The sequence below is a fragment of the Sphingobium sp. B12D2B genome (assembly GCF_025961775.1).
Lineage (GTDB): Bacteria > Pseudomonadota > Alphaproteobacteria > Sphingomonadales > Sphingomonadaceae > Sphingobium.
Map to the genome: position 1 here is coordinate 2,573,988 of NZ_JAOQOH010000001.1, position 25,411 is coordinate 2,599,398.

The window sequence follows — 25,411 nt, forward strand, 5'->3', positions numbered from 1 at the left end:
GGAGGAGATAAGGCAATGGCAACAAGCGGCACATGGCGGCCGATGCGCTCCAGCGACATGGGAACGGTCAAGGCAATCTCCGATGCGGTCCATGGCCACTATACCGAGGATGAAGCGATCTACGCCGAGCGCCTGAGCCTGCATCCGGCGGGCTGTTTCGTCTTCGAGGACGCCGGGCGCGTGCTCGGCTATCTTATCGCCCACCCTTGGGAAGCGAACAGCGTGCCCGCCTTCAATGCCCCATTGGGCGCCATTCCCGAGAACCCCGGCAGCTATTATCTACATGATCTTGCCCTGCTGCCCGACGCGCGCGGCAGTGGCGCCGGGCGCACTGCGCTGGGGCTGATCGTCGCACAGGCGCGCCGCGAGGGTCTTGGTGAAATCTGGCTGACGGCCGTCAATGGCGCAGACAGCTTTTGGGCCTCGCAAGGCTTCGAGGTGGTCGAAGCGCCCGATCCGGCCGGTTATGACGAGACTTGTCGCCGCATGAAGCTGCGTGTTTCGATGGCCTGACAGCGCAGATTGAGAAGTCCGCGCCCGTCTAACGTCACACGCGCATTCAGCGTGCGGCTGGCTTTTCCGCCTTTGCGGGCACAGCCGCGGACTGGCCGAGGCCCATGGCCATGGCGGCGCTGCCGAGAGCACCGGCGACCAAAATCCAGAAAATGACTTTCATTGCGTCCCCTTACGCTTGCTCGGGCACCATTAGTTCGCGAACGTCCGCAAGTCGACCCCTGATCGCGGCGGCGGCCGCCATCACCGGCGAGACGAGATGGGTGCGCGCGCCCGGCCCCTGCCGGCCCATGAAGTTGCGGTTGCTCGTAGAGGCACAACGCTCACCACTGGGCACACGATCCGGATTCATGCCCAGGCACATGGAGCAGCCCGGCTCGCGCCACTCGAACCCGGCCTCGATGAAGATGCGATCCAGCCCCTCGGCCTCCGCCTGATGCTTGACCAGCCCGGAGCCGGGCACGATCAGCGCCTGCTTGATGCCGTCGGCAACCTTGCGGCCCTTGAGCACCGACGCGGCCGCGCGCAGATCCTCGATGCGGCTGTTGGTGCAGCTGCCGATGAAGATATGCTCGACCGGCACGTCTTCCATGCGCTGGCCGGCGGTGAGGCCCATATAGGCGAGCGACTTGGCCGCAGCTTCCCGCTTGGAGGGGTCCTCGAAGCTCTCCGGATCGGGCACGACGCCGGTGATCGGCACTACGTCCTCGGGACTGGTGCCCCAGGTGACGGTCGGCGCGATCTCGCTCGCCTCCAGCTGCACATGCTTGTCGAACACGGCGCCTTCGTCGGTCACGAGCGTGCGCCAATAGGCGACGGCGCGATCCCAATCGGCACCCTGCGGTGCCATCGGGCGGCCCTTGATATAGTCGAACGTCTTCTCGTCCGGCGCAAAGAGCCCGGACCGCGCGCCACCCTCGATCGCCATATTGGCGACGGTCAGCCGGCTCTCGATGCTCATGGCGCGGAAAGTCGAGCCGCGGAATTCCATGACGTGGCCGGTCCCACCGGCCGTGCCGATGCGGCCGATGACGGCGAGGATCACGTCCTTGGCGGTTACGCCATAGCCCAGCTCGCCCTCGACCTCGATGGCGAGCGTCTTGCTCGGCTTGAGCAGCAGCGTCTGCGTGGCCAGCACATGCTCGACCTCGCTGGTGCCGATGCCGAAGGCCAGCGCACCCAGCGCACCGTGCGCGGCCGTATGGCTATCCCCACAGACCAGGGTCATGCCGGGCAGCGTGAAGCCCTGCTCGGGGCCGACGACATGGACGATGCCCTGATTGATGTCCGTCGCGCCGAAATAGCGGATGCCGAACTCGGGCGCATTGCGCTCCAGCGCGGCGAGCTGCTGCGCGCTTTCCTTGTTGACGATGGGGATGCGATTGCCCTGCGCATCCACTCGGGCCGTGGTCGGCACGTTATGATCCGGCACAGCCAGTGTGAGATCGGGCCGGCGCACCTTGCGCCCGGCAAGGCGGAGCCCCTCGAACGCCTGCGGGCTGGTCACTTCATGGACGAGGTGGCGGTCGATATAGATCAGGCACGTGCCATCGTCGCGCTTCTCGACGACGTGCGCGTCCCAGATCTTCTCATAAAGGGTGCGGGCCTGGGTCATAATGGGGCTGCCCTACATCTGTCGCGGTCGGGGGGGAAGCCCCTATATCGGGCGGTCAAAGTCCGTTTCAATGGCGCGCGCGGCACTCCTCCTCTCGTCGCCCCGGACTTGATCCGGGATGACGGAGTATTGGTGGGGCAGCGGAGCGCTCCAGAACTGCCCCTCCTCCGAAGAGAAGGGGGGTAACTACCGCGCGTTAACCCGACGCCTTACGAGACGTAATGCGCCGTCGTCTTGGCCGCGACTTCCTCGGCGGTAACACCCGGCGCCAGTTCCACGAGGCGGAAGGGCTGATCGTGCGAAACGCGCTGGAAGACGCACAGATCGGTGACGATCATATCCACCACATCCCGGCCGGTGAGCGGCAGGGTGCATTCCGGGATGAACTTGGGGCTGCCGTCCTTGGCATTGTGCTCCATCACCACGATGATCTTCTTGACGCCGGCGACGAGGTCCATCGCGCCGCCCATGCCCTTGATCATCTTGCCGGGGATCATCCAGTTGGCGATGTCGCCCTTTTCGGAGACTTCCATCGCACCCAGCACGGTGAGATCGATGTGGCCGCCGCGGATCATCGCGAAGCTGTCGGCGCTGGAGAAATAGACGCTGCTCGGCAGTTCGCTGATCGTCTGCTTGCCGGCATTGATGAGATCGGGATCGACCTCGTCATCATAAGGGAACGGGCCGATGCCGAGCATGCCGTTCTCGCTCTGCAGCGTGACCTCCACGCCCGGCGGGATGTGATTGGCGACCAAGGTCGGGATGCCGATGCCGAGATTCACATAGAAGCCGTCCTGAAGCTCCTTCGCGGCGCGCGCGGCCATTTCATCGCGTGACCAGCCCATTATGCGGCCTCCCTTTCGCGGACAGTGCGGAATTCGATCTTCTTGTCATAGGGCGCACCGACGATCATGCGCTTCACATAGATGCCGGGTAGATGGATGCTGTCCGGATCGAGGCTGCCGACGGGCACCACTTCCTCGACTTCCGCGACGCAGATCTTGCCGGCGGTGGCCATCGGCTGGTTGAAATTGCGCGCGGTCTTGCGGAAAATCAGGTTGCCCGCTTCATCGGCCTTCCAGCCCTTGATGATGCACAGATCGGCATAGATGCCGCGCTCGAGCACATATTCCTGCCCGTCGAAAATCTTGGTTTCCTTGCCCTCGGCAACCTGCGTGCCCACACCGGTCTTGGTGTAGAAGCCCGGAATGCCCGCACCGCCGGCCCGGCAGCGCTCGGCCAGCGTGCCCTGCGGACAGAACTCCACCTCCAACTCGCCTGCCAGATACTGCCGCTCGAACTCCTTGTTCTCGCCCACATAGGACGAAATCATCTTCTTCACCTGGCGGGTGCGCAGCAGCTTGCCCAGCCCTTCGCCGTCGATGCCGGCGTTGTTGGAGGCGAAGGTGAGATCCTTCACGCCAGAATCGCGGATCGCGTCGATCAGGCGCTCGGGAATACCGCACAGGCCGAACCCGCCGGCGCAAATGAGCATTCCGTCGTGGAGCAGGCCATCGAGAGCGGCTGCAGCATCGGGATAGAGTTTCTTCACGCGTGTCTCCTTGGCACGGATGGAGCGAAAGCTGATCCGCCCATAAGAGCGCGGGACCGGACGGTCAAATGCCCGGATTGCATGAAGCGGTAGGGAAACCGAACCATACCGGGTGATCGCTGCCTGCTCGGACATAAACAATGAAGGCCGCACTCGCTTCTGCGAGTACGACCTTTCATCAAACGCTTGAGCGTTACGGCTTGGGGTCAGACCCGGTCGCCGAGGGCTCCCTTCACGGAGCCCTTGAGGCCTTGGCCCTTGCCCTTGAGCTCCTGGCCGAGACCTTCCGCCTGCTGATCGGGATCGTTGCGCTGCTTGCCGATCTCCTGCTTGGCCTTGCCGACTGCTTCGTTGACGGCACCCTTGGCCTTGTCGATCAATTCACCCATGATAGGTCTCCAATCGCTGAATTCTGCTACGGCCGGACGATCCGACCGTCTGAAAATTAAACGAGTTGGGACGCGGCTGGTTCCGACAAATACGACCAGCGGTTGGCCGCGCTTGGCTCAGATCAAGCCAGCGAGCGGACTTGAGGGGTCGGCATACATGCGTCGCCCCATGCGCCCGGCGAGATAGGCCATCCGCCCGGCTTCGACCGATGCCCTCATCGCCGCCGCCATCAGCACCGGCTTCTTGGCTTCTGCAATGGCGGTGTTCATCAGCACGCCGGTGCAGCCCAGTTCCATCGCCACTGCCGCATCGGAAGCCGTGCCGACGCCGGCATCGACCAGCACAGGAAGCTTCGTTCCTTCCACAATCAGGCGGATGGTCACCCGGTTCTGGAGGCCCAGGCCCGAGCCGATGGGCGCGCCAAGCGGCATGATCGCCACCGCGCCCGCACTCTCCAGCTGCTGCGCGGCGATGGGGTCGTCGGTGCAATAGACCATCGGCTTGAAGCCCTCCTTGGCGAGGATTTCGGTCGCGCGGAGAGTCTCGATCATGTTCGGGTAAAGCGTGCGGGCCTCGCCCAGCACTTCCAGCTTCACCAGATCCCAGCCGCCCGCCTCGCGCGCCAGCCGCAGCGTGCGGATCGCGTCTTCAGCGGTAAAGCAGCCAGCAGTGTTCGGCAGATAAGTGATCTTCTTAGGGTCGATGAAGTCGGTAAGCATCGGCGCCTTGGGGTCGGACACATTCACCCGCCGCACCGCCACCGTGACAATCTCCGCGCCCGATGCCTCAACGGCAGCGGCATTCTCGGCAAAATCGCGATATTTGCCTGTCCCAACGATCAGCCGGGAACGGAAGGTGCGCCCGGCCACGCTCCAGCTGTCATCGGCCAGCACCGGCGATCCATCGCCGCCGCCGACGAAGTGCACGATCTCCAGCTCATCGCCATCCTCGACGATCACATCGGCCAGCTTCGCACGCGGCACGACCTCCAGATTACGCTCGACCGCCACCTTCTCGGGCGCCAGCCCAAGCTCATTGGCCAGATGCGCTATGCTGTGCCCGGCGCGCACGCGGCGATGCTCGCCATTGACCCGGATGCCGATCGTTCCGTCCGCGCTCATGCCGTGTGTTCACCTTTCGCTTTGAGAGCCGTTCGCCACGCCATATAGGGTGGAGCCCAAGGCTCGCAACCAACAAGGACCGGATGGCCCCATGACTGCCGCGCGAAAAATCTATGTCCTCAATGGCCCCAATCTCAACCTGCTCGGCACGCGTGAGCCGGAGATATATGGCTATGATACGCTCGACGACATTGCCGACCGCATGGAAGACGAGGCCCGGCGCGCCAGCGTGGAGCTGGATTTCCGCCAGTCCAATCATGAGGGCCATCTGATCGATTGGCTGCATCAGGCCAATGCGGAAGCAGCGATGGCCGTCATCCTGAACGCGGGCGGCCTCACGCACACTTCCGTGGCGCTGCACGATGCGATCAAATCCATCACCGTGCCGGTGATCGAGGTTCACCTCTCCAACCCCGCCGCGCGGGAGAGCTTCCGCCATCATAGCTATATCGGCATGGCCGCGCGCGGATCGATCGCGGGCTTCGGCGCGCTCTCCTATATGCTGGCGCTGGAAGCGGCGCTTGAGATGGATTGAACCAGACAGGGCGTGCAAACGGTTGCCTTATCGGGCGAAGGGCAATAGGCCCCAGCCCCACTCCAGAACAGAATAAAGCTTTCTCAAAGGGAAGACCAATGGCCGACAAGACCAACGAAGGCTCGATGCAGGTGGACGTTAAGCTGGTGCGCGAACTGGCGAAAATGCTGGACGCGACGAACCTCACCGAGATCGAGGTGGAAGACGGCGACCGCAAGATCCGCGTCGCCCGCACCCCCGCCGCCCAGAGCGCGACCTATGCGCCGATGGCCGCTGCGCCCGCACCGGCAGCCCCGGTGGCTGCTGCTGCGCCCGTGGAAAGCGCTGCACCGGCCCCCGCGGCCGGTCCCGCCGCCGGCACGATCAAATCGCCGATGGTCGGCACCTGCTACCTGACGCCTGAGCCGGACGCCCCCGCCTTCGTCAAGGTCGGTGACGCGGTGAAGGCGGGCCAGACCCTGCTGATCGTCGAGGCCATGAAGGTCATGAACCCGATCACTGCGCCCTCTGCCGGCACGGTCCAGGCTGTGCTGGTCGAAAACGGCCAGCCGGTCGAATATGACCAGCCGCTGATCGTGGTCGCGTGAGGACACGCCAGCCATGAGCATCGAGAAGCTGCTGATCGCCAATCGCGGCGAGATCGCCCTGCGCATCCACCGCGCCTGCCATGAGATGGGCATCAAGACGGTGGCGGTGCACTCCACCGCCGACGCGGACGCCATGCATGTGCGCTTGGCCGACGAAGCCATCTGCATCGGCCCCCCCGCTGCGAAAGACAGTTATCTCAACATTCCCGCGATCATTTCCGCCGCCGAAATCTCGGGCGCGGATGCGATCCATCCGGGCTATGGCTTCCTGTCCGAAAATGAGCGTTTCGCGGAAATCGTGGAAGCGCATGACATCATCTTCGTCGGCCCCAAGCCCGAGCATATCCGCGTGATGGGCGACAAGGTGGAAGCCAAGCGCACCGCCGGCGCGCTCGGCCTGCCGCTTGTGCCGGGCACCGACGGCGCGATCGAGGACATTGCAGACGCCAAGCAGCGCGCGAGAGAGATCGGCTATCCGGTGCTCGTGAAAGCGGCCTCCGGCGGCGGCGGGCGCGGCATGAAGGTGGTGCCCACCGAGGACGAGTTCGAGAGCCTGATGTCCCAGGCCAAGAGCGAGGCCAAGGCGGCGTTCGGCGACGACACCGTCTACATGGAAAAATATCTCGGCAATCCGCGCCATATCGAGTTCCAGATTTTCGGCGACGGCAAGGGCAATGCCATCCATCTGGGCGAGCGCGACTGCTCGCTGCAGCGCCGCCACCAGAAGGTGCTGGAGGAAGCGCCCTCCCCGGTCATCTCATCGGCTGAGCGCAACCGCATGGGCACGCTCGTCGCCAAGGCGATGGCCGACATGGGCTATCGCGGCGCGGGGACCATCGAGTTCCTGTACGAGAATGGCGAATTCTACTTCATCGAGATGAACACCCGCATTCAGGTGGAACATCCGGTAACGGAGATGATCACCGGCTTCGATCTGGTGCGCGAGCAGATTCGCATTGCCGAGGGCAAGCCGCTCTCGGTGACGCAGGACGAGCTGGAGTTCCACGGCCACGCCATCGAATGCCGCATCAATGCGGAAGACCCGGTGACGTTCATGCCCTCCCCCGGCAAGGTGCAGATGCTCCACGTCCCCGGCGGCATGCATGTGCGCGTCGAAAGCGCGCTCTATCAGGGCTATAGCGTGCCGCCTTATTATGACAGCATGATCGGCAAGCTGATCGTCTATGGCCGCACCCGCGAGGGCTGCCTGATGCGCCTCAAGCGCGCGCTTGAGGAATATGTCATCGAGGGCATGAAGACGACCATCCCCCTGCACCAGAAGCTCATCGCCGACCCGGACGTGCAAAATGGCGACTACAGCATCAAGTGGCTGGAAGAATGGCTGGAGCGGCAGAAGGTCGATTGAGCGGGCAACCGCCGCTGCGCATCCGTCCGGTCGCCCCGGCGGATGCGGAGGCCATCACGGCGATCTACGCCCATCATGTGCAGCATGGCACAGCGACCTTCGATACGCAGGCGCCCACGGCCGAGCAATGGCGCGAGAAGATCGCGTATCTGGCGACACGGGGCTGGCCCTTCATCGTTGCGGAAGATGAGGACGGCGCGGTGATCGGCTATGCCTATGCCGCGCAATTCCGCGACCGCCCCGCCTACGCTCATGCCTGCGAAGACAGCGTCTATCTCCATCCCGCGAAGACCGGCCAAGGCATCGGCAGAGCGCTGCTGGCGGCGCTGATCCCGGCCGCCGGCGCGGCAGGCTTCACCCAGATGCTCGGCGTGATCGCCGGCGGCGAGGACGCCTCGGTCGCGCTCCACGCCGGCCAAGGCTTCCGCCACGCAGGACGCATGGAGAAGGTCGGCTATAAATTCGGCCGCTGGCTGGACACCATCTACATGCAGCGGGCATTGCCCGGCGACGACCAGCCGGCCTGACGGACGGGCAAACGAAAAGGATCAGGCGATGAAGGCGACCATCTACCACAACCCCCGCTGCTCGAAATCCCGCGAGGCACTGGCGATCCTGCAGGAAACGCCGGGCGTCGAGGTGGAGATCGTCGAATATCTCAAGACCCCGCCGAGCCGCGACACGCTCGCTGCCCTCTACCATCGCGCCGGCCTGACCCCGCGGGAGGGCCTGCGCAAGGCCGAGGACGGCGCCAAGGCGCTCAAGCACGCGGACGACGACGCCATCCTCGACGCCATGGCTGCTGACCCCATCCTGATCGAACGCCCGCTGGTGGCGACCGAAAAAGGCGTGCGGCTGGGCCGTCCGCCGGAAGCGGTGCGGGAGATCCTGTAGGGTGGCTGGTGCTTCCTGATGTGCTGAAGATCGATGACATTCAGGATTCCGATTTCGAGCAGCCGACGTCAGACATAACCATCCAACCGATGCGCTGACCGAGCGGACAGCTTCTTCGAAGAGATGACGCCTTCGGTTGCCCCATTGAAGAAGCGCTGATCCAAGTGACATACTGCAACCGAAAGTTGGGGTGATCCCCTGATCGGTCGAGCCTTGCGATCTCTGATCTCGTAGGAAAATAGATGCGAAGAAAAACGCCTGAAGAGCGAGCAGAAGAAGTAAGGCGGGGACGGGCACGGCAGTCAGATGACCGCGCTGCCCACGCTTCCAAGCGGGGGAAATCTCGGGTAGCCCTTGAACACTTAGCAAGGGAACTCCCAACCGAAGAGGAAGTACTAAACTACCGCGCCCTTCTGAAACAAGAAACCGATCGAGGCGCTGCAATCATGGCAGGTGCTTTTACAGAGCGATCTCTTTGGCTTGCCATTAATTGCACGATTCCTGACCCCGGCGAACTGGTCCGTAAGCAGTGGTTTGAGGGGCCCCTAGCGCCGTTCTCGACCTTTGCTGCCAAAATCACTCTTGGCCGAGCCTTAAATATCTACGGTAGCGAAATGGAGGGCCGACTGAACACCATAAAGCGCATTAGAAATCAGTTCGCCCATGCACCACGCCCCATCGATTTTTCGCATCCATCTATCGAAGAGGCGTGCGAACCGTTCTTCGTCGGAGAGATCGAGAAATACCGACCAATCAGTGGGCGATCTGCATATCTTGCGGCCTGCATGGCTTTGGCGGAAATGCTTCAGGACTACTCATTTCAGCAGCGTAACGAGCGCCCCGAACCATTCTATCCTTGACGTTACCCAAATCAGCCGACCTCTACGCCTTTCCAGAAGGCGATACGGTCGCGGATCGCTTCCGCCTCGGGTTTGGGATCGGGATAATACCAGGCGGCATCCGGATTGTCGGCGCCATCGACATGCAGACTATGATAATGTGCCGTGCCTTTCCACGAGCAGACCGTCGTCGTGTCACTCGGGCGGAGGATGGCGGGATCGACGGCATCGGCCGGGAAATAGTGATTGCCTTCCACAACGACCGTCTCGTCGCTGCGGGCAATGACGGCGCCGTTCCAGCGGGCTTCGACCATGCGCATTCTCCTCAAGGTCTGGCAGGTAATCAGCGACCCGCCCCGTCTTCCCAACGCACGTCACCCCGGACTTGATCCGGGGCCCCGCTGCTTTGTGCGCCTTTGCTCTGACCAGCCGGTCACGAGAAAGCTGGACCCCGGATCAAGTCCGGGGTGACGGTGGGGGAAGAAACATCCTCCCCCGCCCTCCCCTCAGACCGCCAGGTCCGCCGGCACCACGGGAAGCGAGCGGATGCGCTTGCCAGTGGCGGCGAAAATGGCGTTGATGATCGCGGGGATCACCGGCGGCAGGGCCGGTTCACCGAGGCCGGTCGTATCATTGTCCGAGATCACCCATTCGACCACCACGTCCGCCGGTGCATCGACGATGCGGGGCAACGGGTAATCGTGGAAGTTGGTGCGGTTGGCCGCGCCATCCTTGATCTCGATCTTCTGGCCGGACAGCGCCTGGCCCAGTCCGTCGATCACCGCGCCCTGCGCCTGATGGAGCGCGTTGATGGGGTTGATGATCTGCCGGCCGACATCGCCCGCAACCCAGACCTTGTCGACGCTGACCTTGCCGGTCTTGGCGACGGTCACGTCCACCACTTCGGCGAAATAGCCGCGATGGCTGTAATAGAAGCCAAAGCCCCGGCCCTTGCGCACGCCGTCCCCAGCATCCCCCCCGGTGCGGCCCTTCCAGCCCGCCATCTGGCAGACCTTGTCGATTACCGCGCGGGCACGGCCCGTGTTGAACTCGGGTACGCTGCCATCCATGCCGGGGCGGTTGCCATGCTTCATCAGCCGCGCCTCGCCCAGCGTGCGACGCATCAGCTCGGGCAGGTCGAGACCGCCGGCCAGCGCCACCTCGTCGAGGAAGCTCTGGAACGCAAAGGCCAGTGCATTGGAGCTCGGCGCGCGCAGATAGCCCGTCGGCACGTTGCTCTCGACATAGGAGACCGAGAGATCGACATCTGCCAGCAGAGGCGCCGGAAATTCCGTCGCGGTCATGGCGGCGCCCGTGTCCGGCTTGCCCTCCTTGCCATAGGTGATGAAATGGTCGGTGAAGGCCACGAGCTTGCCCGAGCCATCGATGCCCGCCTTGAAATCATGCCAGCCGCCGGGCCGGAAGAAATCGTGACGCAGATCGTCGGTGCGGGTCCAGATCATCTTGATCGGCCGACCGGGCAGCGCCTTGGCGATCTGCGCGACCTGCGCCATGTAATCGTTCATCAGCCGCCGGCCGAAGCCGCCACCGATGCGCGTCATGTGAATGGTGATCGCCTCCGGCGCGATGCCGAGCGCCTCGGACACCACCTTGCGCCCATCCGCCGGGAGCTGGGTGGGTGCCCAGAACTCAATCTTGCCGTCCTTGAACAGCGCGGTGCAGTTCTGCGGCTCGAGCGTAGCGTGGGCGATGTAGGGATATTCATAGCGCGCGGTGACGGTCTTTGCCGCGCTCGCCATGGCCTTGGCGGCATCGCCGGCCTTGTGGATCGAGTCTTCCGGCGCAGCAGCCATCTTGGCCTCGGCCGAAGCCTTGAACGCCGCGCTGGAGAAGCGCTTCTGCGCCTCCATGTTCCACACGGGCTTCAGGGCCGAGCGCGCCTGATTGGCGACCCACCAGCTTTCCGCCACGATAGCCACCGCATCGTGCGGCCCCTTGGGATTATAGCCACTGTTGAGCGGCACCACGGCGATAATGCCGGGAAGCGCCTTCACCGCCGCCTCATCGAAGCTGGTGAGCGTGCCGCCATAAGCCGGGCACGCTTCGATCGCGGCATGGAGCAGGCCGGGCTTCTTCACATCGATGCCGAACAGGGGCTTCCCCGCGACGATGGCCGGCGTATCGACGCCGATCTTGGACTTGCCGATGATCTTGAAGCTGGCCGGGTCCTTGAGCGGCACGGTCTTGAGGTCCGGCGCCGCGATCTTCGCGGCTTCCGCCGCCAGCTCGGCATAAGTGACGCTGTGCTTGGCCGTGGGCGAACCTGATGTTTGAGAGACGCGGCCGCCACCGGTGGTGAGCGTCGCTTCCGGTACACCCCAGCGTGCCGCCGCCGCCTTGATGAACATCTGCCGCGCCGCCGCGCCGATCTGGCGCATGGGCATGTAGTTCATCGGCGTGGTGAAGCTGCCGCCGGCAACCTGCATGCCGTAGGTCTTCTCGTCGGCGATGGTCGTCTCGGCGGTGACCTGCGCCCAGTCGACATCCAGTTCCTCGGCGATGAGCATCGGCAGCATCGTCTTGACGCCTTGGCCGATCTCCGGGTTCTTGGAGCCGATGACGAAGCGGTTGTCCGGCAGTACGCGGATATAGGCGTTGATGATGACCGCCTTCTCGCCGGGCGCCTGCGCGAAAGCGAAGCGCGCATCGAAGGCGAGCACCGCGCCGCCGACCAGCGTCGCCTTGAGCAGCCCGCGGCGGTTCATGTTGAGGGGCGCGTTCATGCCGCGGCTCCCTCTTCGAGGCCAGCCGCCTGCTTGATGGCCTTGCGAATGCGCAAATAGGTCGCGCAACGGCAGATATTGCCGCTCATCGCTGCATCGATCTGCTGATCGGTGGGCTTGGGCGTCTTGGCGAGCAACGCCGTCGCGGAAACGATCTGCCCGGCTTGGCAGTAACCGCATTGCGGCACGTCCAGCTGCGTCCACGCCTCGCTCACGGCCTTGCCGACCGGCGTCGTCGCGACATGCTCGATGGTGGTGATCTGCTTGCCCGCCGCCGTACCGACCGGCGTGGTGCAGGAGCGCACGGCCTGCCCGTCAATCATCACCGTGCAGGCACCGCACAGCGCCATACCGCAGCCGAACTTGGTGCCGACCATGTCCAGATCTTCACGAAGTACCCAGAGCAGCGGCTTCTTGGGGTCGGATTCGACCTGCCTTTTTTGCCCGTTGACCATCAGTTCGGTGGCCATGCCGCTTCTCCCTCCGCAATGTCTCGATGAACAGCGACATTGCCGTTGCTCTCGCCCGGTTGTCAATGTCCGTAGGCTTGCAATAATGAGGCTGGCGAGAGATGGCAGCGGCTCCCCTGCCCCCACCCCGATACAGGACCAGCGCTTGAACGATATCGATGCCATCATCGCCGCCGCGCGCGACTGGGCCGGCCAGCCCATGGCGCTCGCCACCGTCGTGGAAGCCTCCGGCTCCGCGCCAAGGCCGCGCGGCGGGCATATGCTCATTGCGGCGGATGGACGCTTTGCCGGGTCGATCTCGGGCGGCTGCGTGGAATATGACGTGTTCGCCATGGCCGAGCGGGCGCTCACGAAGGGCGAGACCGGCCTGCGCTATTTCGGCAGCACAGACCCCAACATATGGGAGCCAGGCCTGCCCTGCGGCGGGCAGATCGGTGTGCTCGTCCAGCCGGTGAGCGAGGCGGGCTTTGCGCCAGCCCTGTTCGAGGCGATCGCGCAGGCGCGCGCGGCGGGCAAGGCGGTCGCGATCTCCACCGACCTTGCGACTGGCAAGGCGCGGCTGGGGACGCAGGCGGGGCAGTTCGTCAATCTCTATGAGCCGGCGCGCAAGCTGCTGATCGTCGGCGCGGTGCAGATCGGCCAGGCGCTCGCGGCCATCGCGCAGACGCTCGGCATGGCGGTGACGGTCAACGACCCGCGCGAGCGCTTCCTGAGCGCCGAGCGCTTCCCCGGCGTGACGCTGACCGACGCCTGGCCGGACGAGGCCGTCGCCAGCTTCGCGCCGAATGCCGCCTGCGCGGTGGTCACGCTCAGCCACGACATCAAGATCGATGACCCGGCCCTGATCGCGGCGCTGGCGCAGTCGACCGGCTATATCGGCGCACTCGGATCACGTGCCAATCATGCGCGGCGCCTAGAGCGGCTCGCGGCGGCGGGGGTGAGCGCGGATGACCTGCGCCGGGTGGACGGGCCGGCCGGCCTGCCGATCGGCGGCCTTGGCCCGCAGGAGATTGCCCTCTCCATCGCCGCCGGCATGGTCGCAGCCTTTCGCGGCACGCGCTGATGGCGCTGCCCTGCCTCGCCGTGGCGCTGCTCGCGGCGGGACGCTCGACGCGCTTCGGCACGGCGGACAAGCTAGCGGCGGACCTTGGCGGACGCGCCCTGATCGTCTGGGCGGCTAAGGCAGGGCGAACGGTGGAAGCGGCCCATCATCTGCTGGTGGCGCCGGCGGGCGTGGACTGGGGAAGCCATGCACCGGGATATCGGCTGGTCGTCAATTATCGGCCAGAAGCGGGGATGGCGCACTCTTTGGGTCTGGCGGCGAGGGCCGCACAGGACGTGGGTGCTTCGGCAATGCTGGTGCTGCTCGCAGATATGCCGTTCGTTACGGGCAAGCATCTGGACGCGGTGCTCGGGCGGTTTGCGACGGATCGAGCGTCCGCTGTCTTCTCCTGTTCGCCCGACGGGGTTGCACAACCGCCGGCGCTTTTTCCGGCGCGCGCTTTCGGTGATCTCCAAGCCCTCAAAGGAGATCGGGGTGCGCGGGGCCTCGCCACAGGGGCTGCGCTGGTGAGCGCCGACGCGCGGCTGCTGCTGGATATCGATACGCCGGACGATCTCGCGCGGGCGCGGGCGATGGTTGCGAACACGGAGAGCAAAGCTCCGGACTGAGCGCACTCTCACAATCTCGCAGCATCACCCTTCCCCGTGCTCCTGCGAAGGCGGGAGCCCAGGGCGTTCGAGAACCACGGCGACGTATAGAGAGAGTTCACGCACATGCCGAGCGTATCGGTTCAAGTCGGCTGATTGATTGAAGCGCTTTACCGCCCTGGGCTCCTGCCTTCGCAGGAGCACGAGAAAAGGTTTCGAGTTGCGGAGCGACGCACTCTCGAAGAACCCCACCCCCTAAATCTCCAGCTGGCTACCCAGTTCGATCACGCGGTTGGTCGGCAGGCGGAAGAACTCCATCGGGCTTTCCGCGTTGCGCAGCATCCAAGCGAAGAGCTTTTCGCGCCAGATCGGCATGCCGGGTCGGGCGGCCGGCAGCAGGGTCTGGCGCGTGAGGAAGAAGCTCGTCTCGATCATGCGGAAAGGCTGGCCGCAGCCTTCCACCATCGCCAGTGCAGCGGGCACGTCGGCCTCTTCCATGAAGCCGTAATGGATCAGCACCCGATAGAAGCCGCGCCCGAGATCCTCCACCTGATAGCGATAGGATGCATCGACCGTCGGCACATCGAGCACCTTGACCGTCAGCAGAACCACCCGCTCGTGCAGCACCTTGTTGTGCTTGAGATTATGCAGCAGCGCATGCGGCACGCCATCCGAGGTGGAGGTCATGAACACGGCCGTGCCCTGCACGCGCACGGCACTGTTGGCGGCAGAGGCGACGAAGACCGGGATCGGCATCGCCGCTTCGCTCAGGCGATCCACCATCAGCCCGCGGCCCTTGGCCCAGGTGGTGAGCATGGTGAAGATCACCAGACCGACCAGCAGCGGGAACCAGCCGCCATCCGGCACCTTGGTCAGATTGGCGCCGAAATAGGCGATGTCCACGATGAAGAAGATCGCCAGCGCGCCATAGGCCAGCAGGCGGTTCCACTTCCACAGCGAAAGCAGCAACACCGCGAGCAGGCAGGTGTCGATGAACATCGCGCCCGTCACCGCGATACCATAGGCCGCGGCGAGATTGCTGGAGGAGCGGAACGACAGCACCAGCAGGATCACCATCACCATCAGGCCCCAGTTGATCACTGGGATATAGATTTGGCCCTGCGCGCTGGCGCTGGTGTGCTTGATCTTGAGGCGCGGAATGAAGCCGAGCTGGATCGCCTGCTGGGTGAGTGAAAAGGCGCCGGTGATCACAGCCTGGCTGGCAATGATCGTCGCAACGATGGCGAGGATGACGAGCGGCAGGCGGAAGTTTTCCGGCGCCAGCAGGAAGAAGGGGTTGCGGATCGCGTGATCCACCTGATCGGCTGGCAGCGAAAGGATGAACGCCCCCTGCCCCAGATAATTGAGCATGAGGCCGGGCAGCACGAAGAACAGCCAGGAGACCCGGATCGGGTTGCGCCCGAAATGCCCCATATCCGCGTACAGCGCTTCCGCGCCGGTGACGGCGAGCACGACGGAGCCGAGCGCAAGGAAGGCCAGCAACTTGTCGGTCAGGAAGAACTGGAAGGCATACCAGGGATTGAGCGCCAGCAGAATCGCGGGATCGGTGGCGATATGCATGATGCCAAGGCCCGCCAGCGTCGCGAAATAGACCAGCATGATCGGCCCGAAAAGCTGGCCGACCCGCGCCGTTCCGCGCGACTGGATAGCGAACAGGCCGATAAGGATCGCCACGGAGATCGGCAAAACCAGCGGCGCGAAGTGCGCGTTAACGGTGATGAGGCCTTCCGATGCGGACAGCACGGACATGGCCGGGGTGATCATCGAATCGCCGTAGAAGAGTGCGGTCGCGAAGACGCCGAGGATCACGATCGGCCCGGTCCAGCGCTTGCGGCCGCTGCGGCGGTTCACCAGCGCGAGCAGCGCCAGGCTGCCGCCTTGCCCCTTGTTGTCGGCCCGCATGATGATCGAGACATATTTGATCGTCACGACGATCATCATCGACCAGAAGATCAGGCTGAGCACGCCGTAGATGTGCAGCGCATCGGGCGCGAGCGGGTGGTGCCCCGCGAACGTCTCGCGGAAGGCGTAGATCGGGCTGGTGCCGATGTCGCCGAAGACAATACCCATCGCCGCCAGCGCCATCTTGCGCAGGCTATCCGGGCCATGCCCATGACCAGCGGCCGCAGGATTCCCCGCCGCAAAGTCTCGTGGCTGATCGGTAGGGCTCACTTGCCCGCCTGACTCGCAATCATCAATCGCGCTTCCCTTGCCCAGGCCCTGCCCTGAACGGGCGGCGCCCTAGCACTTCGTCGAGAGGCACGCAACGCACCATCAGGGCCCGGCATTTCCGCTTTGAGGCGCTCCAGCCTGCGGGGCATCGCCCTGAGATGGGCCACCCTGCGCCATGGCATCGCGCCGCTCGATGAGCGCATTGAGCAACGCCACGTTGCGGATCAGCTCCTCACGCAGCTCGAAATCCTCCGGCAGGCGCGCTGCAAGCTTCAGCCAGACATCGCGCGCACGGTCGAACTGACCCGACTCCGCCAGGGCAAGTCCATAGAAATAATTGGGAGAAACGCCTTCCGGCTGGAAATGCAGGGCCCGCGCGAAGGCATAATCCGCCGCCGGCGTCAGGGTGCCATTGCCATGCGCGACAAGGGCATTGCCCAGCCCCACCCAGATGTTCGCGTCATCGGGATATTCCTTCAGGCCCGAGAGCAGCACATTGGCGGCGCCGGCCGTGTTGCCCTTGCGGGCGAGCGCGTCGGACACGACAAGCCATTTCGTTGCACCCGTCAGCCGCTCGCCGATTTCCGAGCGCTTCTTGGCCAGCGCCTCATCGAACTTCACGCGCGAGTCGTTTGCCGCGACCGGCTTGTCGGCCAGCCCCGGACTGCCCTGCCAGGCATAGCCGGCAAGGCCGAGCAGCAGAGCAGTTGCAACCGGCGCGGCATGGCGGAGCGGGAGGCGCGCACCCAGCATGATGCCGATGCCGACGATGAGCGCGAGGCCCGCTGCGATCAACAGGCCGGTCATGCCTTTGCTCCCTTGCGACGGCGCATCCGCCCATAAGCCAGCGCTCCGCCAGCGCCGAGCAGCATGAGCGGCGCGGCCCAGAGCGGCCAGAGAATGGGATCGGCGGTCGGTTTGTAGCTGATCCAGTCACCGTAGCGCTCGATGAGCCATGCGCGAATGGCCTCGGGGTCTTCGCCCGCGGCGATGCGCTCGCGGATGATCGAGCGCAGGTCCGCCGCCATGCTCGCGTCGCTGTCCGCAATGGACTGGCTCTGGCAGGTCAGACAGCGAATCGTGTGCATCAGCTCGGTTGCCTTCGCCTCCAGCGCCGGATCGTCGAGCTGGCGATTGGCATAGGGTGCGGGCGGCAGCGCGGTCTGCGCGAACACAGGTGCGGGCAGGATGGCGAGCAACGCCGGCAGGATCAGCGCGCCTCTCATGATTGCGCCTCGCGCAGCTTGGTGAGGATCATGTCCACATCCTGCGGGCCGATCACGCCGATATGCTGGTAGCGGATGATGCCCTTGCCATCGACCACGAACGTCTCCGGCACCCCGGAGGAGCCCATATAGAATTGCAGGGCACTGCGCTCATCCAGCCCGATGCGCTGATAAGGATTACCGTGACGCGTCAGGAAGTCGTCCACATCGGCGCGGGCATCGCGGATGGCCACGCCATCAATGGGCACGCCCCGTTGGGCAAGTTGCAGCAGCACCGGCGCCTCGGCGATGCAGGGCACGCACCAGCTCGCGAAGATGTTGAGCAGGCGCGGCTGCCCGTCCGCCATCGCCTTGGTGGAGAGCGTCGGGCGGCTGGAGGCGCCCGCCGGCAGGTCCATCGGCGGGACCGGCTTGCCGATCATCCGCGATTGCACCACCGTCTGCTGCTCACGATTGAGGCCCAGCGAGGCCACGCCGAGGAAGATCACATAGGCAATCAGCGGAATCCACAGGATGAGCGAGCGCTTGCCGAACTTCATGCCAGCGCCTCCTGCGGATGCTCCGCGCCAGATGCGCGCACGATCCGCGCCTGCTTGCGCTCGCGCCGGACGCGGCCGACCAGCGCCAGCGCGCCACCCAGCGCAATCAGGCCGGCGCCGCCCCAGATCAGCGTGACGAACGGCTTCCACCAGATGCGCAACTGCCAGCGACCGTTTTCGAGCGCTTCACCGAGCACCAGATAGAGCTGGCCGTTCCAGCGGGTGAGTTGGATGGATTCGTTCGTCGGCGTCGGCGGATCGGTGAAATAGCGGGCCTGAGGCCGCGCGGTGCCGATCACCTTGGCGCCACGCCGCACGACAAGCTGCGCTTCCATGGCGGTCCAGTTCGGCCCGGCATATGGCCGGACGCCATCCATGGTCACGGTGTAGCCGGCGATCTCGAAAGAGTCCCCCGGCGCTGCAGCCGCCAGCCGCTCGGATGAGAAGGCCGATTCGCTGGCCATGCCGGCCAGGCTGACTGCGCAGCCCAGATGCGCGATCACCATGCCATAAGTGAACATCGGCGTGCGCCGCAGATTGCGCTTCCAGAGCGGCGCGACGCTGGCCACGGCAACGGCGGCGGCCATGACGAGGCCCAGCAGCGGCAACCAGCCGATCGGGCGATCCGCAAACAGCAGCACGGCGATCAGCGTGACCACGGCAGCGCCAATGGCGGGAGCCGAACGCCGCAACGCCGCGCCCGACTCGTCCCGCCGCCAGCGCAGCAGCGGCCCGACGACCAGCGCGGCCATCAGCACCAACGTGATCGGCCCGATCACCGCGTTGAAATAGGGCGGACCCACCGAGACGCTCTGCCCCAGCATTTCGGTCAGCAGCGGATAGAGCGTGCCAATGAGCACCAGCCCCAGGATCACGCACAGCAGCAGATTGTTGACGACGAGCAGCGCCTCCCGGCTCAGCGGATCAAACCGGGCGCCCTCGTTGACCGTATGAACCCGCATCGCGAACAGCGCGAGCGCGCCGCCGATATAGAGGCCGAGCAGAATGAGGATGAAGCTGCCGCGCGTGGGATCGACCGCGAAGGCGTGGACGCTGGTCAGGATACCCGAGCGCACGAGGAAGGTGCCGATCATCGACATGGCGAAAGCGACCACTGCCAGCATCACCGTCCAGGCGCGCAACGCATCGCGGGCAGCCAGGACCGAAGCGCTATGGAGCAACGCCGTCGCCGCCAGCCAGGGCATGAGCGAGGCATTTTCGACCGGATCCCAGAACCACCAGCCACCCCAGCCCAGCTCATAATAAGCCCAGTAGGAGCCGGCCGCGATGCCGATGGTCAGCAGCACCCAGGCGCCCAGCACCCACGGCCGGATCGCACGGGCGAAGCGGGCATCCACCTGCCGGGTGAGCAGCGCGCCCACCGCGAAGGAGAAGGCTACGGACAGGCCGACATAGCCAAAATAAAGCGTCGGCGGATGGAAGGCGAGACCGGGGTCCTGCAGCAGCGGGTTCAGCCCCTGCCCCTCGACCGCCGGGGGATTGAGGCGCTGGAAGGGATTCGAGGCGAACAGCAGGAAGGCATAAAAGCCAAGGCTGATCGCCGCCTGCGCGCCGAGCGTCGCGAAATGGGTCGCACGGTCGAGACTGCGCTCGAACAGCGCCACCGCGCCGCCGGCAAGGCTCATCACCGCCACCCAGAGCAGCATCGAGCCCTCGTGATTGCCCCAGGCGCCGGCGAATTTGTAGATGAACGGCTTGAGTGAATGGCTGTTCGCCGCGACCAGATAGACCGACATGTCGGAGATCAGGAACAGGACGATGAGCAGCGCCATGGCGAGACCCGCCAGCACGCCCTGCGCCACCGCCAGCGGTCGGATGAAGCGCGCCGCATCCGCATTACCGCGTGCAACGGCCGACCAGGCGAGCAGCAATTGCAGGCCGGCGAGTGTGGCCGCGAGCCACAGGGCGGCAAGGCCGGCTTCAGCGATCATTGGCCGCTTGCATCCACCTGATGGGTCTGCGGATCATATTTGATGCCCTCCATCTCGCGCGGCATGTAGCGCTCGTCATGCTTGGCGAGGATGTTGGTCGCGCGGAACACGCCGTCTTCCCCAAAGGCACCTTCCGCCACCGCGCCGCTGTTCTCGGCAAAGAGGTCGGGCGTGATGCCAGTGAAGGAAGCCGGCACGGTGGCCTTGCCGTCAGTCAGGCGGAAATCGACCGTCGTGCCGTTGGCGTGGCGCTTGATGCTTCCTGCTTGGACCATGCCGCCCAGACGAATCGCGCGGCCCGGCTCGACCTTGGCGGCCAGCGCTTCGGCGGGCGTGTAGAAATAGGCGGCCTGCGAGCGCAGCGCGGACATGGCCAGCAGCACGCCGCCGATCATCGCCGCCAGCGCCAGCACCACGAGGATGAGGCGCTGATGCTTGCGCTTGGGGCCAGCTCTGTTCGACGTCACCGCAACCATTTCAATCCCGCTCCAGCAAATCCCGCGCCCGCCGCTCCGCCTGCCGCGCGCGAGCCCAAGCCCACAGGCTGGTCGCAACCGTCGCAACGAAGGTGAGGCCATAAGCCGCAATCACGAAAGGCCAGGGATTCATCGGTTATCCTCAGCCCCGCGACATCCGGCGCAACCGCGCCTCGATCCGATTTTCCGCCAGCATCGCCCGCATCCGCAGCAGCACGATCGCCGTGAACCAAAGAGTAAAGCCGAGCACGGTCAAGCCAAGCGGCCAGAGCATGGACGGCGCGATGCTACTGCTCATGCCGACGACGCTAATGCTCTTGGCCTGGTGGAGACTGTTCCACCACACCACCGAATAATGGATGATCGGCAGATTGAGCGCGCCGATGAGCGCATAGATCGCCGTCACGCGGCTGACGCCGCCGGCATCGCCGCGCTCGACGCTGGCGCGCGCCAACGCAATATAGCCGATGTAGAGAAACAGCAGCAGCAGCATGGAGGTCAGGCGCCCGTCCCATTCCCACCACGTCCCCCAGGTGGGCCGGCCCCAGATCGATCCGGTGGCGAGGCACAGGGCGGTGAAGACCGCGCCCGGCACAGCAATGGCTCGACCGGCAACGCTCGCCAGCGGGTGACGCCAGACGAGCTGCATGATCGCCGCGATGGTGAGGCCACTCCAGCCGCCCATGCCCAGCCAGGCCGCCGGCACGTGGATGTAGAGGATGCGGAAGCTGTGCCCCTGAAGATAATCCGCCGGGGTCATGAACAGCCCGGCCCAGCAACCGGCGAGAATCAGGAGGATGCCGCCCCAGAAGCACCAGGGCGTCGCAGGCACGGCAATCGCCAGGAAACGTCGCGGGTTCGCAAGGACGTGCATCCCGCCCCTTTAGAGGCAGCGGGGCAGGCGCGCCAGTGGCTTTGGCCAGAGAATGTGACGCCGAATGTGACCCCGGCCGCGCTCAGCGCAGATAGGGGTTGGCGCGCTTGCGGGTCTTGCGGTCGATGCCCATCAACAGCCCCAGCGAGATCATGATCGAGAGCATCGCGGAGCCGCCATAGGAGACGAGCGGCAAAGGCAGGCCGACGACTGGCGCAAAGCCGACGACCATCATCATGTTGATGGAGATGTAGAGGAACAGACTGCAGGTCAGCCCCGCCGCCAGCAGCTGGTCGAAGCGGCTGGCCGCATCCCGCGCGACATTCATGCCCCAGCGCAGCAGCAGCCAGAACAAGGCGATGATGACCGTCGCGCCGAGCAGCCCCCACTCCTCGGTGATGGCCGGAAAAATGAAATCGGTATGCGACTCAGGAAGATAATGGAGATGGCTCTGACTGCCTTGCAGGTAGCCCTTGCCGAAGAAGCCGCCCGAGCCAATGGCGATGACCGACTGGGTGATGTGATAGCCCGCGCCCAGCGGATCGGCCTCCGGGTTCATGAAAATCGTCACGCGTCGCTGCTGGTGCGGCAGCAGGAAGCTGTAGATCACCGGGATCAGCACGATCGCGGCCGCCCCCGCCGCCGCATACAGCCGCAGCGGTAATCCCGCGAGAAAGGTCACAACCGCCACGGACAGCACCAGCATCATGCCGGTGCCGAGATCCGGCTGGAGCAGGATGAGCGCGAAGGGCACCACCGTGAGCGCGACCGGCGGCCATAGCGCCGTGAAGGAGCGCGTCGCGGCGGGCGGCAGCATCTCGTAGAATCGCGCGACCATGCCGATGACGGCCAGCCGCACGAACTCGGAGGGTTGCAACTGCATGAAGCCGAGATTGAGCCAGCTCCGCGCCCCGCCGCCGACGATCCCCATCATCAGCACAATGATGAGCAGCGCGAGACTCGCCAGATAGGCCGGGAAGAGCAGCGGCTTGAACTGCTCGGAGGGGATGTAGGAAATCACCAGCGCCAGGATCAGAAACAGCGCAAAGCGCAGCAGATGCGCACCGGCCCACGGCACCATCGAACCACCAGCCATGGAATAGAGTGCGAGCGCGCCGACCACAGCCAGCGCCGTCACGATGCCGATGGCACGCCAGGACTGGTTGGCGATCGCAGGCGGGACATGCACGAGCATCATTGGACGGATCTTGAACCGGAGTTTGGGAAGGCGACGTTGCCCTACCCGCCTAATGCCTTTCCGCCTCCAGTGAAAGCACGCGCTTCACCCCTTCGCCTCAGGCAAGCGCTCGGCAGATCGAGCGAGCTTGCCACGCCCGACCTGCCAAAGCCATGTTTCCTCCCATTCTCATCCCGGCAGGGCGTAGGCGATCACTTCATCGCCAATCGGCGTCTCCATGAAATGGTGCCCGCCCGCCATGATGACGAGATACTGCTTGCCGTTCACCTCATACACGCTCGGCGTCGCCTGACCGCCCGCCGGCAGCGTATCCTGCCAGAGCGTCTTGCCCGTCTCGATGTCGATGGCGCGGATCAGATTGTCCGTCGCTGCGGCGATGAAGGCCACACCGCCAGCCGTGACCACCGCGCCGCCATTGTTCGGCGTGCCGATGTTGATGGGAAGCATGGACGGAATCCCCCAGGGGCCATTGCGCCGCGCGGTGCCGAAGGGGCGATCCCAGATGGTCTGGCCCGTCCGCATGTCGATCGCGCGGATGCCACCATAAGGCGGGCGCTTGCACAGCAGGCCAGTCAGCGACAGCCGCCAGCCGGCATTCACCGAGATGGCATAAGGCGAGCCGGCTTGCGGGTCTTGCGAGCCATGCCCGCCCCCCTCGCTCATGCTGCCGCCCCGCGCCTTCTCATCGCCACGCGGCGCCGGGAAGCCGCGACGGTCCGCCTCGGCGCGCGGCACCAGGCGATTATAGTTGGGCATATTATTGTAGTTGGCGAGGATCACGCCGCGCACGGGATCGATGGCAAGGCCGCCCCAATCCGTGCCGCCATTATAGCCCGGATATTCGACGAAGTGCTTGTCCGCCGTGGGAGGCGTGTACCGCCCGCGATATTCCGCCTGCCGATATTGGATGCGACACACCATCTGGTCGATGGGGGACATACCCCACATGTCGCTTTCCTTGAGGTCGGGGAAGGCGAGCGTGTGGTAGGTCGAATAAGGCTGGGTAGGGCTGCGCCGCTGCGGCTCCACACCGGTGCGCGGCACCGCCCGCTCCTGCACAGGGAAGATCGGCTGGCCGGTGCGACGATCCAGCACGTAAATTTCGCCCTGCTTGCTCGGCAGGATCAGCGCCGGCACGGTGCCGGAGCCATTCGGGAAATCGACCAGCGTGGCCTGCGCGCCGAGATCATAGTCCCACACGTCCCGATGCACGGTCTGGAAACGCCAGCGCGGCTTGCCGGTCGTCACGTCCAGCGCAACCAGCGAGGAAGAAAAATCGTCCTCCTGCGGGCTGCGGCTCCCGCTCCAGTAATCCACCGCGGAATTGCCCATCGGCAGATACACGAGGCCCAGCGACTCATCGCCGCTGGCGATGGTCCACATATTGGGCGTGCCGCGCGCATATTCCTGCCCGGACGGCGGATCGCCCGCCCAATCCGGGTTGAGCATGTCCCAAGCCCAGCGTTTCTCGCCCGTGACCGCATCATAGCCCTGGATGACGCCGGACGGCGCATCCCGCTTTTGCCCATCCAGCACTTGGTGCCCGGTCACGATGACGCCTTGCACGATGGTGGGCGGCGATGTGATCGAGACCATGCCCGGCACCACCTTGCCCATGCCGCGCTTGATATCGACCGCGCCGTTCTCGCCGAAGTCGGCGCATGGCCGGCCGGTCTGCGCATCCACGGCAATCAAGCGGCCGTCCAGCGTGCCCTCGATGATCCGCGTCGCGCAGGCCTGTCCTTCCGTCGCCTGCGGGACAGCATAATAAGCGACGCCCCGGCACGCCGCTGTATAGGGAATCCACGCATGGTCGACCTTGGGATCGTAGCGCCAGCGCTGCTGACCGGTCGCCGGATCAAGCGCGATGAGAATATTAGTGGCCGAGCACAGATAGAGCGTATTGCCGACCTTCAGCGGCGTCGTTTCGGCGCCATATTTGTTGTCGGCCATATCCTCGGGCAGATCGCCGGTGTGGAACACCCAGGCGCGCTGCAATTTTCCGACATTGGCACGGGTGATCTGGCCGAGCGGAGAATAACGCTGCGCTGCGTAACTGCCGCCATAAGCCGGCCAGTCCGTCCCGGGTCGCAATAGCGATGGATCGGCCACCGTCGAGGCTAGCCGCGCCGGCATCGTGCCGACGTCAGGAAGGTTGAGGCGGGAGATCACCACGCCACCCACGGCCAGCACAAGCACGGCTGCCACGCTCGCCATAATCGGCAAGCGCCATTGCCAGCGCTCGGGCTGGAGCACCGGCAAGGTCAGCAGCACGAGGATCAGGAGCACCGTCGGGCCGACGATGAAGGGAATCAGCGCCCACCCATCGAGCCCGGCCTCCGCCAGCCCCCAGATGATCGAAAGTCCATAGGCGGCGAGATAGACCCAGACGCCCAGCACCCGCTGTCGGATGAGAAGAAAGCCCGCCAGACCGAGGAGCACCCCGGCAATGAGGTAATAGAGGCTGCCACCCAGCACCGCGAGCCATGCGCCGCCGATAGCCAGCACAAGGCCGACCAGCGCGATGATCGCGCCGACGATGGTTGCGAAGAGGGAGCGAGCACGCGCGCGGGACGTCCAATCAACCGGCATGGCGATCTCCTTTTGCAAGGGAAACAGCCCCCGGGTGGCATGGTTCCGAACTTTATGCCCTTCGCCGATTTTGGCAGCTTCACGC

The 25,411-nt window shown here is 64.9% G+C and carries 27 protein-coding genes; 9 read left to right on the plus strand and 18 right to left on the minus strand.

Annotation, left to right across the window (positions count from 1 at the left end; translation table 11 throughout):
• Window positions 1–15 precede the first annotated feature (15 nt).
• Window positions 16–513: a GNAT family N-acetyltransferase gene (locus M2335_RS12220; RefSeq protein WP_264594855.1), complete on the plus strand. Its 498-nt coding sequence runs from the start codon at window positions 16–18 to the stop codon at window positions 511–513.
• 172 nt (window positions 514–685) lie between these two features.
• On the opposite strand, the gene leuC is transcribed toward M2335_RS12220, so the two are convergent.
• The 5 genes from leuC to thiS form a co-directional block, all read right to left on the minus strand.
• Window positions 686–2,128, minus strand: coding sequence for a 3-isopropylmalate dehydratase large subunit (leuC, locus tag M2335_RS12225; RefSeq protein WP_264594856.1), 1,443 nt, complete (start codon window positions 2,126–2,128; stop codon window positions 686–688).
• 209 nt (window positions 2,129–2,337) lie between these two features.
• Window positions 2,338–2,973 (minus strand): CoA transferase subunit B, encoded by a 636-nt coding sequence (locus M2335_RS12230; RefSeq protein WP_264594857.1) that lies wholly within the window; start codon window positions 2,971–2,973, stop codon window positions 2,338–2,340.
• Window positions 2,973–3,680 carry a CoA transferase subunit A gene (locus M2335_RS12235; RefSeq protein WP_264569800.1) on the minus strand — a complete coding sequence of 236 codons (708 nt, stop codon included), beginning with the start codon at window positions 3,678–3,680 and terminating at the stop codon, window positions 2,973–2,975. Before M2335_RS12235 ends, M2335_RS12230 begins: the two co-directional genes overlap by 1 nt.
• A 206-nt stretch (window positions 3,681–3,886) precedes the next feature.
• A complete protein-coding gene (locus M2335_RS12240; protein ID WP_264576205.1) occupies window positions 3,887–4,069 on the minus strand; it encodes a CsbD family protein in 183 nt (60 codons plus the stop codon).
• Window positions 4,070–4,186: 117 nt separating this feature from the next.
• Window positions 4,187–5,191 carry a sulfur carrier protein ThiS gene (gene thiS, locus M2335_RS12245; protein WP_264594858.1) on the minus strand — a complete coding sequence of 335 codons (1,005 nt, stop codon included), beginning with the start codon at window positions 5,189–5,191 and terminating at the stop codon, window positions 4,187–4,189.
• 91 nt (window positions 5,192–5,282) lie between these two features.
• Between thiS and aroQ the strand changes: the two genes are divergently transcribed.
• From aroQ to M2335_RS12275, 6 genes are all read left to right on the plus strand, one after another.
• The gene (aroQ, locus tag M2335_RS12250; protein ID WP_264594859.1) at window positions 5,283–5,726 is read left to right on the plus strand and encodes a type II 3-dehydroquinate dehydratase; all 444 of its coding nucleotides are present in this window, start codon (window positions 5,283–5,285) and stop codon (window positions 5,724–5,726) included.
• A 98-nt stretch (window positions 5,727–5,824) separates the two neighbouring features.
• Window positions 5,825–6,313 carry an acetyl-CoA carboxylase biotin carboxyl carrier protein gene (gene accB / locus M2335_RS12255; protein ID WP_264574769.1) on the plus strand — a complete coding sequence of 163 codons (489 nt, stop codon included), beginning with the start codon at window positions 5,825–5,827 and terminating at the stop codon, window positions 6,311–6,313.
• A 13-nt stretch (window positions 6,314–6,326) separates the two neighbouring features.
• The gene (gene accC / locus M2335_RS12260; RefSeq protein ID WP_181559119.1) at window positions 6,327–7,679 is read left to right on the plus strand and encodes an acetyl-CoA carboxylase biotin carboxylase subunit; all 1,353 of its coding nucleotides are present in this window, start codon (window positions 6,327–6,329) and stop codon (window positions 7,677–7,679) included.
• Window positions 7,676–8,206, plus strand: coding sequence for a GNAT family N-acetyltransferase (locus tag M2335_RS12265; protein WP_264569794.1), 531 nt, complete (start codon window positions 7,676–7,678; stop codon window positions 8,204–8,206). Before accC ends, M2335_RS12265 begins: the two co-directional genes overlap by 4 nt.
• 28 nt (window positions 8,207–8,234) lie before the next feature.
• Window positions 8,235–8,573 carry an arsenate reductase (glutaredoxin) gene (gene arsC / locus M2335_RS12270; RefSeq protein WP_264594860.1) on the plus strand — a complete coding sequence of 113 codons (339 nt, stop codon included), beginning with the start codon at window positions 8,235–8,237 and terminating at the stop codon, window positions 8,571–8,573.
• A 446-nt stretch (window positions 8,574–9,019) separates the two neighbouring features.
• Window positions 9,020–9,433 (plus strand): hypothetical protein, encoded by a 414-nt coding sequence (locus tag M2335_RS12275; RefSeq protein WP_264594861.1) that lies wholly within the window; start codon window positions 9,020–9,022, stop codon window positions 9,431–9,433.
• 11 nt (window positions 9,434–9,444) lie between these two features.
• Here the strand turns inward: M2335_RS12275 and M2335_RS12280 are convergent, their stop codons facing one another.
• From M2335_RS12280 to M2335_RS12290, 3 genes are all read right to left on the minus strand, one after another.
• A complete protein-coding gene (locus M2335_RS12280; protein WP_264584607.1) occupies window positions 9,445–9,726 on the minus strand; it encodes a DUF427 domain-containing protein in 282 nt (93 codons plus the stop codon).
• Between the two features lie 192 nt (window positions 9,727–9,918).
• A complete protein-coding gene (locus M2335_RS12285) occupies window positions 9,919–12,156 on the minus strand; it encodes a xanthine dehydrogenase family protein molybdopterin-binding subunit (RefSeq protein ID WP_264594862.1) in 2,238 nt (745 codons plus the stop codon).
• The gene (locus tag M2335_RS12290) at window positions 12,153–12,626 is read right to left on the minus strand and encodes a (2Fe-2S)-binding protein (protein ID WP_181559114.1); all 474 of its coding nucleotides are present in this window, start codon (window positions 12,624–12,626) and stop codon (window positions 12,153–12,155) included. The genes M2335_RS12285 and M2335_RS12290 overlap by 4 nt, the downstream gene beginning before the upstream one ends.
• A gap of 145 nt (window positions 12,627–12,771) precedes the next feature.
• Between M2335_RS12290 and M2335_RS12295 the strand changes: the two genes are divergently transcribed.
• Both M2335_RS12295 and M2335_RS12300 read left to right on the plus strand, forming a co-directional pair.
• Entirely contained in the window at window positions 12,772–13,689 is a 918-nt protein-coding gene (locus tag M2335_RS12295) for an XdhC family protein (protein WP_264594863.1), read from the plus strand.
• Window positions 13,689–14,297: a nucleotidyltransferase family protein gene (locus M2335_RS12300; protein ID WP_264594864.1), complete on the plus strand. Its 609-nt coding sequence runs from the start codon at window positions 13,689–13,691 to the stop codon at window positions 14,295–14,297. Before M2335_RS12295 ends, M2335_RS12300 begins: the two co-directional genes overlap by 1 nt.
• A gap of 234 nt (window positions 14,298–14,531) precedes the next feature.
• On the opposite strand, the gene M2335_RS12305 is transcribed toward M2335_RS12300, so the two are convergent.
• From M2335_RS12305 to M2335_RS12350, 10 genes are all read right to left on the minus strand, one after another.
• Entirely contained in the window at window positions 14,532–16,469 is a 1,938-nt protein-coding gene (locus tag M2335_RS12305; RefSeq protein ID WP_264569786.1) for a potassium transporter Kup, read from the minus strand.
• A gap of 102 nt (window positions 16,470–16,571) precedes the next feature.
• The gene (locus M2335_RS12310) at window positions 16,572–17,276 is read right to left on the minus strand and encodes a tetratricopeptide repeat protein (RefSeq protein WP_264594865.1); all 705 of its coding nucleotides are present in this window, start codon (window positions 17,274–17,276) and stop codon (window positions 16,572–16,574) included.
• Entirely contained in the window at window positions 17,273–17,695 is a 423-nt protein-coding gene (locus M2335_RS12315) for a cytochrome c-type biogenesis protein CcmH (RefSeq protein ID WP_264576215.1), read from the minus strand. Before M2335_RS12315 ends, M2335_RS12310 begins: the two co-directional genes overlap by 4 nt.
• Window positions 17,692–18,234 carry a DsbE family thiol:disulfide interchange protein gene (locus M2335_RS12320; RefSeq protein WP_264594866.1) on the minus strand — a complete coding sequence of 181 codons (543 nt, stop codon included), beginning with the start codon at window positions 18,232–18,234 and terminating at the stop codon, window positions 17,692–17,694. The genes M2335_RS12315 and M2335_RS12320 overlap by 4 nt, the downstream gene beginning before the upstream one ends.
• Window positions 18,231–20,186: a heme lyase CcmF/NrfE family subunit gene (locus M2335_RS12325; protein ID WP_264594867.1), complete on the minus strand. Its 1,956-nt coding sequence runs from the start codon at window positions 20,184–20,186 to the stop codon at window positions 18,231–18,233. Before M2335_RS12325 ends, M2335_RS12320 begins: the two co-directional genes overlap by 4 nt.
• On the minus strand, window positions 20,183–20,662 hold the full coding sequence (ccmE, locus tag M2335_RS12330) for a cytochrome c maturation protein CcmE (protein WP_264594868.1): 480 nt from the start codon (window positions 20,660–20,662) through the stop codon (window positions 20,183–20,185). Before ccmE ends, M2335_RS12325 begins: the two co-directional genes overlap by 4 nt.
• A gap of 1 nt (window position 20,663) precedes the next feature.
• Entirely contained in the window at window positions 20,664–20,795 is a 132-nt protein-coding gene (ccmD, locus tag M2335_RS12335) for a heme exporter protein CcmD (protein WP_181559106.1), read from the minus strand.
• 9 nt (window positions 20,796–20,804) lie between these two features.
• Window positions 20,805–21,536: a heme ABC transporter permease CcmC gene (gene ccmC, locus M2335_RS12340; protein ID WP_264579396.1), complete on the minus strand. Its 732-nt coding sequence runs from the start codon at window positions 21,534–21,536 to the stop codon at window positions 20,805–20,807.
• Window positions 21,537–21,618: 82 nt separating this feature from the next.
• A complete protein-coding gene (gene rodA, locus M2335_RS12345; protein ID WP_264574755.1) occupies window positions 21,619–22,734 on the minus strand; it encodes a rod shape-determining protein RodA in 1,116 nt (371 codons plus the stop codon).
• Between the two features lie 168 nt (window positions 22,735–22,902).
• Window positions 22,903–25,326: a membrane-bound PQQ-dependent dehydrogenase, glucose/quinate/shikimate family gene (locus tag M2335_RS12350; RefSeq protein ID WP_264594869.1), complete on the minus strand. Its 2,424-nt coding sequence runs from the start codon at window positions 25,324–25,326 to the stop codon at window positions 22,903–22,905.
• Window positions 25,327–25,411: the final 85 nt, after the last annotated feature.